The 16,168-nt window shown below is 69.6% G+C and carries 9 protein-coding genes; all 9 read left to right on the top strand.

Annotated features, from left to right (window positions below; genetic code table 11):
• Positions 1-312 precede the first annotated feature (312 nt).
• Positions 313-1,320, top strand: a complete 1,008-nt coding sequence (locus tag ASE35_RS20035) for a glucokinase (protein ID WP_056177204.1) — start codon at positions 313-315, stop codon at positions 1,318-1,320.
• Between the two features lie 137 nt (positions 1,321-1,457).
• Complete coding sequence (locus ASE35_RS20030; RefSeq protein ID WP_056177202.1) at positions 1,458-4,193, top strand: TonB-dependent receptor; 2,736 nt, start codon at positions 1,458-1,460, stop codon at positions 4,191-4,193.
• Between the two features lie 151 nt (positions 4,194-4,344).
• The gene (locus tag ASE35_RS20025) at positions 4,345-6,738 is read left to right on the top strand and encodes a family 20 glycosylhydrolase (RefSeq protein ID WP_200957056.1); all 2,394 of its coding nucleotides are present in this window, start codon (positions 4,345-4,347) and stop codon (positions 6,736-6,738) included.
• 138 nt (positions 6,739-6,876) lie between these two features.
• Positions 6,877-7,524, top strand: coding sequence for a tetratricopeptide repeat protein (locus ASE35_RS20020; protein WP_235568823.1), 648 nt, complete (start codon positions 6,877-6,879; stop codon positions 7,522-7,524).
• 267 nt (positions 7,525-7,791) lie between these two features.
• A complete protein-coding gene (locus ASE35_RS20015; RefSeq protein ID WP_056177199.1) occupies positions 7,792-8,985 on the top strand; it encodes an EAL domain-containing response regulator in 1,194 nt (397 codons plus the stop codon).
• 10 nt (positions 8,986-8,995) lie between these two features.
• Positions 8,996-11,881, top strand: a complete 2,886-nt coding sequence (locus ASE35_RS20010) for an ATP-binding protein (RefSeq protein WP_057164906.1) — start codon at positions 8,996-8,998, stop codon at positions 11,879-11,881.
• Positions 11,882-12,112: 231 nt separating this feature from the next.
• Positions 12,113-13,843 carry a gamma-glutamyltransferase gene (ggt, locus tag ASE35_RS20005; protein ID WP_057164905.1) on the top strand — a complete coding sequence of 577 codons (1,731 nt, stop codon included), beginning with the start codon at positions 12,113-12,115 and terminating at the stop codon, positions 13,841-13,843.
• A gap of 70 nt (positions 13,844-13,913) precedes the next feature.
• The gene (locus tag ASE35_RS20000; protein ID WP_057164904.1) at positions 13,914-15,593 is read left to right on the top strand and encodes a putative 2OG-Fe(II) oxygenase; all 1,680 of its coding nucleotides are present in this window, start codon (positions 13,914-13,916) and stop codon (positions 15,591-15,593) included.
• Between the two features lie 29 nt (positions 15,594-15,622).
• Positions 15,623-15,985 (top strand): gamma-glutamylcyclotransferase family protein, encoded by a 363-nt coding sequence (locus ASE35_RS19995; protein WP_057164903.1) that lies wholly within the window; start codon positions 15,623-15,625, stop codon positions 15,983-15,985.
• Positions 15,986-16,168 lie beyond the last annotated feature (183 nt).

The raw sequence follows: 16,168 nt of genomic DNA, 5'->3' as shown, positions 1-16,168 counted from the left end.
AGGCAGCCCGAAACCCTGCCTGGGCCTGGGCCGCACGAGCGCGTCCCTATGCTGCGTCGCATCATGGAAAATGCCGCTAGTTCGCAGTTTTAGTGCCTTTGTTAGGGCTGCGTGACCGCGAGTTGACAACGTTGTCAAATGGTGGGCAATCTCGGCACCGCCAGCGGGGGCTGGCCGGGATCAATGGAGGGAAGCGATGCAGTGGGATTCCAAGCGGACGGCGGTTTCGCCCCGTGCAGCGCAGCCGATGCGCGCCGAAAGGGCGGGCGGTCAAAACGCCGTTGCCGCAACCACCGTCCCGGAGCGGACCGCATGAGCGCTGCCAGCAAGCTGGCTCCGGCCGCGTCCCCGTTCATCGCCGCCGACGTCGGCGGTACCCACACCCGGGTCGGCCTGGTGCGCGCGGGCGGTCCGGGCGAAAGCGCGGTCGCGGTGCTCGCGCATCGCAAGTACGTGTGCGCCGACTACCCCAGCCTGTCCGCGATCCTGGCCGACTTCCTGGCCGGCGCGGGCGCCGGCGCCGGCGCCGACCGGGTCGCGATCGCCTGTGCGGGCGTGGTCCTGGACGACGCGGTCATCAACTCCAATCTGCCCTGGCGGATTTCGCTGTCCGAGCTGCGGCGCGAGCTGGGCCTGCGCGAAGTGCTGTTCATCAACGATTTCCAGGCCGCCGCCCACGCCGCCCAATGCATGGCGCCCGCCGACTCCACCCTGCTCACGCCCGGCGTCAGCGATGCCGCACCGGGTCCGGTGCTGGTGATCGGCCCGGGCACCGGTCTGGGCGCGGCGGTGCGCATTCCGTTCCGCGACGCCACCGTGGTGCTGCCGACCGAATCCGGCCACACCGCGTTCGCGCCGGGCGGCGCGCGCGAGATCGAGATCCTGCGCTGGATGCAGCAGCGCGGCGCGCACGTATCCACCGAACACCTGGTCTCCGGCCCCGGCCTGGTCAACCTGTACGACGCGCTGTGCGCGATCGACGGCGTCGAACCCAGCCTGCGCGCGCCGGCCGCGATCACCCAGGCCGCGCGCCGCGGCGACGCGATCGCGCGCGAGGCGGTGCTGACCTTCTGCGCGCTGCTGGGCAGCGTGATCGGCGACCTGGCCGTGGTCAGCGGCGCCAAGGCGGTGTTCATCGCCGGCGGCATCCTGCCGCAGCTCAAGGATTTCCTCGACGCCAGCGCGTTCCGCGAGCGCCTGCTCAACAAGGGCGCGATGCGCCCGGTGTTGGAGCGCGTGCCGGTGCGCCTGATCGAGAACGAACAACTCGGCGTCATCGGCGCCGCCAGTTGGTACCTGGAGCACGCCAATGAGGCCTGAGCCCGGCAGCGCGCTTCGCGTTATCCGCTGAATTGCCGGCGCCGGCCACCAACGGCGCTGGAACAGACGTACCAGGCTTCGCCCAATCGACGCAGATCGAGCGGCGGAGAGGACCATAGCCCGAGGGAGAGAACCCAATGAAAGTTCGCAAGACCATTCTGTCCGTCAGTATCGTCGCGGCCCTCGGCTTTGCCGGCCAGGCCGTGGCGCAGGACGCAAGCAGCGCATCGCCGGACGCCAAGGACCTGGATACCATCGTGGTCAAGGGCATCCGCGGCGCGATCGAGCAGTCGCTGGACACCAAGCGCGACGACGTCACCCGCGTCGAGGTCATCACCTCCGAAGACATCGGCAAGATGCCCGACAAGAACGTCGCCGACTCGCTCGCGCGCGTGCCGGGCGTGAACATCTCGGCGGCCAGCGCCAACGAGGGCGCGTTCGACGAGAACGACCGCGTGTCCATGCGCGGCACCAGCCCCAGCCTCACCCAGACCTTGATCGACGGCCACAACATCGCCACCGGCGACTGGTTCGTGCTCAACCAGACCGGCACCGTCGGCCGCAGCGTGAGCTATTCGCTGCTGCCGTCCGAACTGGTCGACAAGGTGGTGGTGCGCAAGTCATCCGAGGCCAAGCTGGTCGAGGGCGGCGCGGTCGGCAGCGTCGACATCGTCACCCGCAACCCGCTCAACTTCGAGAAGGGCTTCAGCATCTTCGGTTCGGTCGGCGGCGTGTACGCCGAGCAGCCCAGCAAGACCGATCCGCAGATCTCGGTGCTGGGCAACTGGAAGAACGAGGACGGCACGTTCGGCATCACCGTGCAGGCCTTCAGCGAAGAGCGCCATCTGCGTCGCGACGGCCAGGAGCTGCTGGGCTACGAAGCGATCGGCGCCAACACCGCTGCCGGCGTTGCCCATCCCGATCTGGTCGGCGTGTTCTTCCCGACCCTGCTGGGCTCGGCGCTGTTCGAACAGGAGCGCAAGCGCACCGGCGGCATGTTCACCGCGCAGTGGAAGCCGGCCGACAACTTCGAACTGGAAGCCAACTACTTCCGCTCGGACATGAAGGCCGACAACTACAACCGCAACTACATGATCTGGGGCAGCCGCATCATCAACGGCCTTGACGGCACCAACGGCCAGGTGCCGCTGCCGGGCTACGTGGTGCGCAACAACACCCTGGTCTCGGCCAACTTCGCGCCGACCCCGGGCGCCACGCCGTCCAACGCCTTCGGCATCTACGACCAGATCTCGCGCCCGGGCGCCAAGTCCAGCACCGAGTTCTTCAGCCTGGAAGGCAAGTGGGACGTCAGCGACAAGCTGCGCTTCTCGGCCCAGGCCGGCACCTCCGAAGGCCACGGCGAAACCCCGGTGCAGGACGTGGCCGAGTGGGACGTGGGCCTCAACAGCGGCGGCGGCTGGGGCCTCAACGGCGTCGGCGCGGCCAACTGGCACCTGGGCAACGCCAACACCGGCGCGCCCGGCATTCCCAACACCGACTACCGCCTGGACTGGATCTTCGGCTTCCAGGACATCGACGTCGAAGACAAGGAGGACTGGGGCCAGATCGACGGCACCTACTTCTTCGACGGCGGCCTGGTGACCTCGATCGATTTCGGCGTGCGCCAGGCGCGTCACGAGCGCAATCTCGACCAGGTTACCGCGCAGGGCCCGAACTTCGCTCTGCCGCAGGATCCGTTCAATCCGGCCAACTGGCCGCAGGGTTTCAGCAACTACCCGGGCGATTTCGCCAACGGCATCGGCGGCAACTTCCCGCGCAACATCTGGTACTTCTCGCCGGAAAGCCTGGCCGCTTTCAACCGCCTGGCCAACCGCGATCCGGTCTCGCGCTTCTACTACCTCGGCGCCTACGGTCTGGAGGAAAAGAGCACCGCGGCCTACGGCCAGCTCAACTTCCAGGGCGAGCGCTGGACGGCCAACGTCGGTCTGCGTTACGTGGAGACCCAGGAAGACGTCACCAACTACGTGAGCACTTCGGCCACCGATCCGGCCGCGATCACCACCTCGGCCTTCGGTCCCTACAAGACCGTGCTGACCAAGAACACGTACAAGGATTGGCTGCCGAGCGCGAACCTCAAGCTCGACATCACCGACGACGTGGTTCTGCGCCTGGCCGCTTCGCGCACCCTGACCCGCCCGGATTTCTCGGCCATCGCCGGCGCGGTCTCGCTGCTCCCGCCGGCCGCGGCAGGAGGCGTGGGCAACGGCACAGGTGGCAATCCCAACCTCGCCCCGATCCTGTCTACCAACCTCGACGCGACCGTGGAGTGGTACTACGGTGAGCGCGCGCTGTTTTCCTTCGGCGTGTTCAGCATGAACATCGACAACTACGTTTCGCTGGCCAACGTGCGCCGCCAGTACTTGACCATCGATGCGCAGCGCCCCAATGGCGCCATGGTCGACTACGACGTGACCATCCCGGTCAATTCGGGCGCCAAGGTCAACGGCTTCGAGCTGGCCTGGGAAGGCCCGATCGGCGACTACTTCGGCGCGTTCGCGAACTACACCTACGCCGAGGCCGACACCGACGACGGCACGCCGATGCTGGGCACGTCCGAGAACACCTACAACGTCGGCCTGTGGTTCGAGAACGATCGCTTCAACGCCCGCGTCAACTACACCTACCGCTCCGAGTTCTACAGCGGCCTGGATCGCAACTCGGCGTTCTATCAGGACGAAATCGACACCGTGTCGGCTTCGTTCGGTTACAAGATCAACGACCACATGGCGTTGAGCCTGGACGCGATGAACCTCAACAACCCCAAGACCACGTACTACGCCACCAAGGACCGTCCGCGTTCGGTCTACGAGAACGGCCGCCAGTACTACTTGAACTTCCGCTTCAACTACTAAGGTCCGGATGTAGGGTGCGGCTTACCGCACCCTACGATCCAGGCACTACCGCGCCTTTGGGCGCTCCGGTAGCTTTCAGCTGCGACAACGGGCCCGGTTACGCCGGGCCCGCTTGTTGTATGAGTGTCGGACGGACAACGAGGGGTCGGGGATGAGCGGTAAACGCATGCGCGCGGCGGTGGCCGCGACGGTAGTGCTGTCCATGGTGACGGCGATCACATTGTCGGCCTGCCAGCGCGGCGGCCAGGACGCGACGGCGGACGTGCCCGCCGCCCAGGCCTCGCAGATCACGCCGGTGATTCCGTTGCCAGCCAAGGTGGTCGCGCGCGAAGGCGCGTTCGTGCTGGACGTGAGCACGCGATTGCAGGCCGCCGGCGGCAACGCCGACGCGGCGCGGATCGCACGCGACTTCGCCGCGCGCCTGCAGCGTCTGCGCGGTTTCGCGCCCAACGTCGACGCCAGCGGCAACGCCGCCGGCGAGGCCGCGCACACCGTCGTATTCGCGATCGATCCTCAGGCCGCGCTGCCCAGCGACGAGGCCTACCACCTCGACATCGGCCCACAGGGTGCGCGCATCGAAGCGCGCGCGCCGGCCGGTCTGTTCTACGGCGCGGTCACGCTGTGGCAGCTGGCCACCGCCGACGGCGGCCGCGGCGCGGCGACGATCGCCGCGCAACGCATCGAGGACGCGCCGCGTTTCGGCTGGCGCGGGCTGATGCTGGATTCGGCGCGCCATTTCCAGAGCGTCGACCAGGTCAAGACCCTGATCGACCAGATGGCCCTGCACAAGCTCAACACCTTCCACTGGCATCTCACCGACGACCAGGGCTGGCGGATCGAGATCAAGAAGTATCCCAAGCTCACGCAAGTCGGCAGCTGCCGGATTCCGGCCGGCGCTTCCGGCCACGACCCGGTCACCGGCGCGGCGCTCCAGTACTGCGGCTACTACACCCAGGACCAGATCCGCGACGTGGTGCGTTACGCCGCCGAACGCTACGTCACCATCGTCCCCGAGATCGAAATGCCGGGCCATGCCCAGGCCGCGATCGCCGCCTATCCCGAGCTGGGCGTGAGCGACGTGCTCAAGGCGCCGCCGCCGGTGTCGCCGGACTGGGGCGTGCACACTTATCTGTTCAACACCCAGGACGCCACCTTCGGTTTCCTGCAGGACGTGCTGGCCGAAGTCACCACCCTGTTCCCCGGTCGCTACATCCACATCGGCGGCGACGAGGCGGCCAAGGACCAGTGGCAGGCCTCGCCCAGCATCCAGGCGCAGAAGACCGCACTGGGGTTGAAGGACGAGATGGCGATGCAGAGCTGGTTCGTGGCCCGCATCGAGAACTACCTGGGCAGCCACGATCGCCGCCTGATCGGCTGGGACGAGATCCTCGAAGGCGGCCTGCCGCCGCGTGCGACGGTGATGTCCTGGCGCGGCATCAAGGGCGCGGTCGAGGCCGCGCGCGCCGGACACGACGTGGTGCTGGCGCCGGCGCCGGACCTGTATTTCGATCACGTGCAAAGCGACAACGACGACGAAGCCACCGGCCGCCTGGCCGCGATGACCTTGAAATCGGTGTACGGCTTCGAGCCGGTGCCGGCCGAGCTCACGCCCGAACAGGCCAAGCACGTGCTCGGCGCGCAGGCCAATCTGTGGACCGAGCACAAGCGCAGCTTCGACGCGGTCGAACGCGCCTACTTCCCGCGCACGGCCGCGCTGGCCGAAGCCGTGTGGTCGCCCAAGGGCGCGCGCGACTGGGACGGCTTCCTGCGCCGGCTGGTGCCGCAGATGGGGCGCTATCAGGCGCAGAAGGTTCAAGCCTCGGATGCGGCGTTCGCGGTGCGCTTCGAAGTCGAGCGCGACGGCCAGGGCCAGCCGCTGCTGAAGTTGTCCAATCAGGTCGGTTTCGGCCAGATCCGCTATCTCGAAGGCAAGGGCGAACTGAGCACGCAATCGCCGCTGTATGCCGCGCCGCTGGCGCTGCGCCCGCCGACCGTGTTCCAGGCCGCGACCTATGTCGACGGCCGCCCGCTGTCGGCGCCGCGCCGCTACGCCCCGGCCGATCTGGCCGCACTGAGCCAGCGCACCGGCAACCGCCTGCGCCAGTGCAAGGGCGGTCTGAACCTGCGCATGGAGGACGACGCGCCGGCCGACGGCATCGGCGGGCGTTCGCCGCGAGCGACTCTGCTGGCCGACGTGTTCGACCCGTGCTGGATCTATGAAGGCGCGGCCTTGGATCAGGTCGGCGCGATCGAGGTCCGGGTCGGCCAGGTGCCCTTCAATTTCCAGCTCTGGCACGACACGCCCAAGGTCGTCACCCGCGCCGCCAACGGGCCGGAAGGCGCATTGGAAGTGCGCGCCGACACCTGCGAGGGCGCGCCGATCGCGGTGCTGCCGCTGGGCTCGGCGCGGCGCACCGCCGGTCTCACCACGCTGCGCGCCAAGATCGCGCCGACCGCGGGCACCCATGATCTGTGCCTGGTGTTCGCCAGCGGCAGTCACGACCCCTTGTGGGCGATCGAGCGGGTGACCCTGCAGCCGCGCTGAGGCCGGCCCCCTGTCTGCACGCCCCGGCCCGCGCCGGGGCGTCGCCCTGCCCGATTCAGCGCAGAAAGCGTGATGAACGGCGCGATCCGGACCCCGCTCGGGTTAGCATGGCGGGGTATTACGGGGGATTCATCGATCATGCGTATTCGTAGTGTGTTGTTGTTGACGGCCCTGCTGGCCGTGTCCGGAACCGCCGCGGCCCAGACCGCCGCCACTCAGCCGCTGCCCAAGCCCGCCGAGTTCTATTTCGACGCCGACGCCAACACCACCAAGCCGGTGGTGGTGGTACGCGATACCGGCGAAGCGGCGATGCAGAAGCTCAGCCGCATCATCGAACGCAAGGCCGGCGCCGACGCCGAGGCCGCGCAGCTCGCCCACCTGGCCATGGAAGCCGGCCGCGTCGAGCTCGGCCGTCAGCTGTACGCGCGCGCGCTGTCCGGCCTGGACGCCACCGACGGCATCTGGCGCTCGGTGATGTGGAACTACGGCTGGGACCTGTACCGCGCCGGCGACGACAAGGGCGCCTTCGAACAGTGGCGCACCCTGGCCACCACGCGCGGCGTGACCGCCAGCTGGATGCCGCCGACCTTCGCCCTGGTGCTGTGGTCGATGGGCCGCAAGGACGAGGCCGTGCAGTGGTACGCCGCCGCCGTGCGCACCGAGCCGCTGCAGTGGAACACCACCGCCCAGTACGCGCGCCTGCTGCCGGCCTGGACCGAGGCCGAGCGCAAGATGCTGACGGAAGTGCAGGCGGCCTGGGCCGCCAATCCGCCCAAGTATCCCTGAGCGCGGACCTACCTGGGACCTAAAAAAGCGGAGCCTCGGCTCCGCTTTTTTTATGCGCCGCAGGCGTCAGCGTCCGCCCGACGACCGGTATCGCCGCCCTGAGAGGCAGGCGGGGCGGGCCTGCGGGCCCTGCGCCCTCGTCCATGCCGGAGCCGCGACCGTTCGTCGGCGCCGTTCCCGTTGAACGCTATGCACGGATACAGTCGGGCCGTTGCGATCGCGCCGCCCCGCATCGTGGCCACGGCAGGGCTCTCACCAGGGAACGGCATGTCGATTACGACGCTTAGCGTGATGGTGGTGGAGGATCACGGGTTCCAGCGCCGCATGGCGCTGCGCCTGCTCGCCGAGCTGGGCGTGGTCAACGTGCTCGAAGCCGCCGACGGCGCCGGCGCGCTGCGCCTGCTGGAGGAAGTGCGCACGCCGCCGGACGTGATCCTGGTCGATCTGGACATGCCCGGCATGGACGGCATCGAGTTCATCGACCACGTCGCCCAGCGCAGCCTGGCGCGCTCGGTGGCGGTGGTCAGCGCGTTGGATCCGGCCCTGCTCAACACCGTGCAGACCATGGCGCGCGCCTACGGCCTGCGCGTGCTGGGCAATGTCGAAAAGCCGTTGACCCTGGCCAAGCTGCAGCAGGCGCTGGAAGGCTACGAGCACGCCCTGCACGCGGCCGAGGCCGACGAGCCGGTCGAGGTCACGCCGCTGCTGGTCCGCGAGGCGCTGGCGGCGGGCGAGATCGGGCCGTGGTTCCAGCCGCAGGTCGAGTTCGGCAACGGCAAGCCGGTCGGGGTGGAGGCGCTGGCGCGTTGGCGCCGTCCCGACGGCCGCATCGTGCGCCCGATGCATTTCGTGCCGATGATGGAGCGCGAAGGCCTGGTCGATCTGCTCACCGATCACATGCTGGTCGAGGGTTGCCGCTGGAAGCGCAGCTGGGATCAGCAGGGCATCCGCCTGAATCTGTCGGTCAACGTCTCGCCCGCGACCCTGGCCGACAGCGGCGCGGCCGACCGCTTCCAGCACCTGGTGCGCGAGGCCGGGGTGGAGCCGGAGGAAGTGGTGCTGGAGATCACCGAGAGCTCGCTGATGAGCGACGCCGCGCGCGGACTGGGCGTGCTGGCGCGCCTGCGTCTGAAAGGCTTCGGCCTGTCGATCGACGATTTCGGCACCGGCTATTCCTCGCTCTCGCAGCTGTCGCAGATTCCGTTCACCGAACTCAAGATCGACCAGGGCTTCGTCTCCGGCGCCAAGGAGCAGCCGCGCAAGCGCGCGGTGATCGAGGCCAGCCTGGACCTGGCGCGCAAGCTCGGGCTGGACGTGGTCGCCGAGGGCGTGGAAACCGTCGACGACTGGCAGATGCTGGCCGAGCTGGGTTGCGGCATGGCCCAGGGCCATCTGATCGCCGAACCGGTGCCCGGCGAGGATCTGCCCAGCGTGCTCGGCCGCTGGCGGCGGCCGGAGTAGAGCGCGCCGCATGCGCGCCTGGCTGGGCACGCTCAGCATCCGGCGCCAGCTGTGGGCGCTGTTCGGCCTGCTGCTGCTGACCGGCGCGGCGGTGCTGGTGATCGACGAGGTCGCCCAGTACCGCGCCCGCGAATCGCTGCTGACCCTGCGCGACGATTCCCTGCGCGGCCTGCGCCGGATCAAGATGGTCTCCGACGCCTACGGCCTGGACGTGGTCGACACCACCTTTCGCGTGCGCAACGACCTGGTGCCCTGGCGCGAGGGCGTGGCCACCATCGACCAGGCGCGCAAACGCATCGACGAAAGCTGGGCGGTGCTGGCGCGGCTGCCGCGCACGCCCGAGGAGCAGGTTCACTTCCGCGCCGCCGCCGACGCGCGCGTGGCCGCCGACGCGGCCGCGGCGGAGTTGCGCGCGATCCTGGTGCGCGAGGATATCGACGCCCTGGGCCGTTTCGCCGACACGCGTTTGTACCCGGCCATCGATCCGGTCACCCAGCGCCTGAAGCTGCTGTCGGACCTGGCCATGGTCGAGGCCGACGGCGTGGTCCGCAACGATATCGCACGCAACCGCCAAGCCAGCATGCTGCGTATCGGGCTGTCGGTGTTGGCGCTGCTGATCGCGGCGGTGGTCGGGCGCCGGGTGTTGCGCAACGCCTACCGCGGCGTCGAAAGCCTGACCTGGCTGGCGCGGCGCATGCGCGAGCACGATTACACCGCCACGCCCAAGCACGAGCCGCGCGGCGAGCTGGCCACGGTGATGCAGGCCTTCATGGAAATGCGCCGCGACGTGCTGGGCTTCGAGAACGAACTCACCGGCCAGCTGATTCGCAACGAACGCACGCGCGCCGAGTTGGAGCGTCGCGAACAGTTCCAGCGTTCGTTGCTGGACGCGGCCCAGACCGCGATCGTCGCGGTCGACGCGCGCGGCCAGTTCAGTCAGGTCAATCCTTTCGCCGAGCAGTTGCTGGGCTGGCACGCCAGCGATCTGCTGGCGCGCGAGCGCTTGCACGCGCTGTTCGAACCCAAGGCGTTGCAGACGCTGGCGTTCGAACTCGGCGACCGGCTGGGGCGGCCGGTGCAGGCCGATTGGACCGCGCTGCGCGAGCTGGCGCGAATGCGCGCCGCGCCGCGCGAGATGATGCTGCGCCATCGCAACGGCACCTGGGTGCCGGCGCTGGTGGCGGTGTCGGCGATGAACGAGCCCGACGGCGGCGACGGCGGCTTGTTGCTGGTCGCCGCCGATCTCAGCGCGATCCGGCGCCTGGAACGCGAGCTGCGCGCGAGCGAGGCGCGCGCGCAGGAGGCCAGCCGCGCCAAGTCCTCGTTCCTGGCCGCGATGAGCCACGAGATCCGCACCCCGATGATCGGCGTGACCGGCATGATCGAAGTGCTCGCGCACTCGCGCCTGGATCCCGATCAACGGCGCGCCTTGAACGTGATCCAGCAGTCGTCCGCTTCGCTGCTGCAGATCATCGGCGACATCCTGGATTTCTCGAAGATCGAGGCCGGCCGTCTGGAGTTGTCGCCCAGCGTGGTCGCGCTGCCGACGCTGTTGCGCAGCACGGTCGCCAACTACGCCGGCGCCGCCTCCAGCAAGGGCCTGAACCTGTTGTGCGAAATCGATCCGCGCGTCGGCCCGGCGCACCGCGCCGACGGACTGCGCCTGCGCCAGGTGGTCGGCAACTTCCTGTCCAACGCGCTCAAGTTCACCGCCGAAGGCCTGGTCCAGGCGGCGCTGGAATGGCAGTCCAGCGCCAAGGACGCCGACGGCACGGTGCGCGACACCTTGTGCTTCCGCGTCACCGACACCGGCATCGGCGTGGGCGAAGAGCAGCAGCGCCATCTGTTCCAGCCCTTCAGCCAGGCCGAGGGCGACACCACGCGCCGTTACGGCGGCACCGGCCTGGGCCTGGCGATCTGCCGTCGCCTGGCCGAGTTGATGGGCGGCGAGGTGAGCATGGAAAGCAGGCCCGGCCTGGGCACCAGCATGCGTCTGACGGTGAGCCTGGCGCGCGCGCCGGAATCGGAACTGCCCGCCGAGCCCGACGGCGCCGAGGCGCCGGCCACGATCGCGCCGCGCCCCATGCCCAGCCTGGAGCAAGCCGAGCGCGAGCGCAGCCTGGTGCTGCTGGCCGACGACCATCCGACCAACCGCATGGTGATCGCGCGCCAACTCGCCCTGGCCGGTTACGCCAGCGAGGCGGCCGAGGACGGCCTGCAGGCGCTGGAGCGTTGGCGCAGCGGCCGCTATGCGCTGCTGTTGTCGGATGTGCACATGCCCGGCCTGGACGGCTATGCCCTGGCGCGCGCGATCCGCGCGGCGGAGGTCGAGGAAGGCTTGGAGCGCACGCCGATCGTGGCCCTGACCGCCTCGGCGCTGAAGGGCGAGGCCGAACGCTGCCTGGCCGCGGGCATGGACGACTACCTGAGCAAGCCGGTGTCGGTGCCGGTGCTGGCGACCTGCCTGCAGCGCTGGCTGCCGCATACGCTGCCCCACGGCGTCGATGCCGCGACCGCCGAGACGGGCGCGACGACGGCCTTGCCGCAGCTCGATCAGGCCCGAACCTTGGACGCCGAGGTGCTGGGCGCGCTCACCGGCGGCGCGCCCGCGGAAGCGCGTGCCCTGCTCGAGGAATTCCTGGCCGCGACCGCGCAGGACGTGGCGGGCCTGCACGCGGCGCGCGAGGGCGGCGATACCGTCGCGCTCACGCGCCAGGCGCACAAGATCAAGGGCGCCGCGCGCATGGTCGGCGCGACCGAACTGGCGCAGGCGGCCGCGGCGCTGGAAACGGCCGGCCGCCACGGCGACTGGCCGGCGATCCTGCCGCTGTCCGCCGATCTGGACACCGCCTTGCAGCACCTGCGTCTGCTCGCGGCGCAACTGCCGTCGAGCTGACCTCGGCGCAGGCGACCGAGCCCGCGCCGCATCGCCGCGCTGGGGGTAGGAGCGGCGCGAGCTGCGATCACGCAAGCCCGAACGCCCGCGCCGTACGCCTGCACTCCAGACCACAGGTTCCGCGCGTGCTCCCCCGCATACGCCGCCGTCGGGTGCCCCTCGGCGCGACCGTGCCGCTCCCTCCCGCGCCGGTCTGCGTTATCGTCGCGGTCCGATCCGCGGAGCCGCGCCATGACCTCACGCCTCGTGCCCCACCGCTTGCCGCTGCTCCTGCTCGGCGTGCTGCTCGCCGCCGGCCACGCCGCGCCGGCCGCCGCCGCCGACCGCGTCACCGGCAAACCCTTCGCGACCCGCAGCGAGGTCTACGCGCCGCACGCGATCGCCGCGACCTCGCATCCGCTGGCCACCCAGATCGCGCTGGACGTGATGAAGCAGGGCGGCAGCGCGGTCGACGCGGCGATCGCCGCCAACGCCGCGCTCGGTTTGATGGAGCCCACCGGTAGCGGCATCGGCGGCGACTTGTTCGCGATCGTCTGGGATCCCAAGACCAAGCAGCTTTACGGCTACAACGGCTCCGGGCGTTCGCCCAAGTCGCTCAGCCTGGCCGAGTTCCGCAAGCGCGGCCTCAGCGACGTGCCGTCCTACGGCCCGTTGCCGGTGACCGTGCCCGGCGCAGTCGACGCCTGGTTCGCCCTGCATGGCCGCTTCGGCCGCAAGTCCATGGCCGACGACCTGGCCCCGGCGATCCGCTACGCGCGCGAAGGCCATCCGGTGCACGAGGTGATCGCCTACTACTGGAACGCCTCGCTGCCGCGCCTGTCGAAGTGGCCCGGCTTCAAGGAGCAGTTCACCATCGACGGGCGCGCCCCGCGCACCGGCGAGACCTGGAAGAATCCCAACCTGGCCGCGACCCTGGAGAAGATCGCCAACGGCGGCCGCGACGCGTTCTACAAGGGCGATATCGCGCGCACCATCGACGCCTACTTCAAGGCCAACGACGGCTACCTCAGCTACGACGATCTGGCCTCGCACCAGGGCGAGTGGGTCGAGCCGGTCAGCAGCAACTATCGCGGCTACGACGTCTGGGAACTGCCGCCCAACGGCCAGGGCATCGCCGCGCTGCAGATCCTCAACATCCTGGAAGGCTACGACCTCAAGGGCTACGGCTTCGGCAGCCCGGAGCACGTGCACCTGTTCGCCGAAGCCAAGAAGCTGGCCTTCGCCGACCGCGCGCGCTGGTACGCCGATCCGGCCTTCGGCAAGCTGCCGGTCGAACAGCTGATCTCCAAGCGTTATGCCGAACAACGCCGCAAGCTGATCTCGATGGACAAGGCCGCGCGCGAAGTGCAGCCGGCCACGCCCAAGGAACTGGACGAGGGCGACACCATCTACATGACCGTGGCCGACGCCGACGGCATGATGGTCTCGTTGATCCAATCCAACTACCGCGGCATGGGCAGCGGCATGGCCGCGCCGGGCCTGGGCTTCATCTTTCAGGACCGCGGCGAGCAGTTCGTGCTCAAGGAAGGCCACCCGAATTCGTTCGCGCCGGGCAAGCGCCCGTTCCACACCATCATTCCCGCGTTCGTGACCAAGGACGGCAAGCCCTGGCTGTCGTTCGGCGTGATGGGCGGCGCGATGCAGCCGCAGGGCCATGCGCAGATCGTCATGAACCTGATCGACTTCGGCATGAACCTGCAGGAAGCCGGCGATGCGCCGCGCATCCAGCACGACGGTTCCACTGAGCCGGCCGGACAGGCCACGGTGATGAGCGACGGCGGCGAGCTGGATCTGGAAACCGGCTATCCCTACGAAACCGTGCGCGAGCTGATGCGCAAGGGCCATAGCGTGCGTTTCGCCAACGGCCCTTACGGCGGCTACCAGGCCATCATGGTCAATCCCCACGGCGGTTACGTCGGCGCCAGCGAATCGCGCAAGGACGGCCAGGCGGCGGGCTACTGATGAGCGATCGCAGGCCGCTCGCGCTACGGCGTTCGGGCGATCGTGCCGCGGTCGGCGGCGGCACGCCGGCATGAACGCCGTTGCAGGTCTGCTGCGCGAAGCCTACGCGGCCTTGCAACGCGGCGACGCGGCGCAGGCGCGCCTGCGTTGCGAAGCGGTGCTCGCCCAGGATCCGAACAACTTCGATGCCTGGCGCATGCTCGCGGTCGCCGCGCAGGCGCTGGGCGACGCGCCGCGCGGACTGGCGGCGGCGACGCGCGCGCAGCAACTGCGCCCGGACGACGGCCCGGCCGCCTTGGACCTGGGCACGCGCCTGCTGCACGCCGGCCAGGCCGCGGCCGCGGCGCCCTTGCTGCAACTGGCCATGCAGCGCCTGCCGCAGGACGCGCGCGCGGCGTTCCGCTACGCCAACGCGGCTTTCCAACTGGGCGACTACGCCGCCGCCGCCGCCGGCTTCGCTGCCGCGACCGAGCGCGATCCGAACTGGCCCGAGGCCTGGAACAACCTGTCCGCGGCGCACAGCCGGTTGCAGGAATATCCGCAGGCGATCGCGGCCGCGCGCAACGCCTTGCGGCTGGCGCCGCAGGACCCGGAAGCGCACCAGGCCTTGGCTGTGCTGCTGTCCAATCTGTTCGATCGGCCTTCCTTGCTGGAGGGCCTGCGGTCGGCCGAACGCGCCCTGCAACTGGACCCGAACCTGGCCGCGGCGCATCGCAACGCCGCGGTGCTGCTGCGCAAGCTCGGCGAGCCGGTACGCGCCGAAGCGCATGCGCGCCGGGCCTTGCAGCTGCAGCCCGATCATCCCGGCAGCGTCGAGATCCTCGGCGATCAATTGATCTTGAACGGTCGCGGCGGCGATGCCGCTGCGATTTACGCCGACGCGATCGGTCGCGGCCTGGACACGCCGGTGCTGCAACGCCAGCACGGCATAGCACTGCTGCACGCCGGCCGGGCCCGGGCCGCGCACGAGCAGCTGAGCGCGGCGCTGCGGCAGCAAGGCGACGACCAGCGCAGCATCGCCCACCTCGGCGTGGCGCTGGCCGCCGATGGCCGCGTCGCCGACGCGGTCGACCTGCTTGGGCTGCAACGTCACATCCACGCGATCGATCTCGCGCCGCCGCCCGCGTATGCCGATGCCGCCGCCTTCCATGCCGAGTTGGCCCAGGACATCCGCCGCCACAGCCAGCAGCGTTGGGAGCCGGCCGGTCTGGCCGCGCGCAAGGCCTATCTCAGCGGCGATCTGCTCGCCGATCGCACCCCGGCCATCGTCGGCTTCGAGCAGCGCCTGCGCGCGGCGATCGACGCCTTCATCGCCGATGCGCGCCAGCGCCAGGCCGGCACGGACGCGCACGACGACGTATTCCTGCGCAACGTGCCACTGCGCTACCGCCTGCACGTGTGGGCGACCCAGGCCGCCGAGAGCGGCTACATCGACACCCACATCCACGAGGATTCCTGGCTGTCGGGCGCGTACTACGTCGAACTGCCCGAGGCGATCGTCGACGCCGCTCCCGATCAAGACGATCTCGATCAAGCCGATCCCGATCACGCCAATCCCGATCACGCCGGCTGGATCGAATTCGGCCGGCCCTACGCGGGCCTGCCGCAATGGCCCGCGGATGCGTTGCGTCTGGTGCGCCCGCAGGTGGGCCGCCTGCTGCTGTTCCCGTCCTATGTGTTCCACCGCACCTTGCCTTACCAGGGCAGCGGCGAACGCATCAGCATTTCCTTCGATCTCGCGGCTGCCTAGGGCGGCGCCGCGCTCGCCCAGAACGCAAGATGAGCACCGACGACGCCCGCGACCAGGCCCTGTTCTCCTACGGCACCCTGCAGGACGCAGGCGTGCAGCGCGCCACCTTCGGCCGCCTGCTGCAGGGCGAGGCCGATGCCCTGGTCGGTTATCGGCGCGCCGCGTTGAAGATCGAAGACGCGCAGGTCGTGGCCATCAGTGGCCAGGCCCATCACCCCATCGTCGAGCGCAGCGACGACCCGGCCGACCGCGTTAGCGGCGCGGTGTTCGCGATCACCGCCGAAGAGCTGCGCCACGCCGACGCCTACGAAGTCGACGCCTACCAACGCGTCGAGGCGCCGCTGGCCTCGGGGCGACGCGCCTGGGTGTACGTGAAACGCAACGGCGGCTGATCCGGTCCCCAGCTTCGATCACCGCTCTGCCTCCCCCTTTGCAAAGGGGGATCGAGGGGGATTTGCTTTTCAAGCCGCGCCTCCAGCCGCGTAGGATGCGCTGAGCCCCAGGCGAACCGCATCGTCGCGCCATTACGAGCGCCCGCGCGCCCCATCCGCCGACATCGTCGCGCAAGCTCGCAA

Source organism: Lysobacter sp. Root916 (genome assembly GCF_001429785.1).
In the GTDB taxonomy this organism is placed as follows: domain Bacteria; phylum Pseudomonadota; class Gammaproteobacteria; order Xanthomonadales; family Xanthomonadaceae; genus Lysobacter.
The sequence above is the reverse complement of the archived record's forward strand: the minus strand, read 5'-3'. Positions and strand labels throughout refer to the sequence as shown.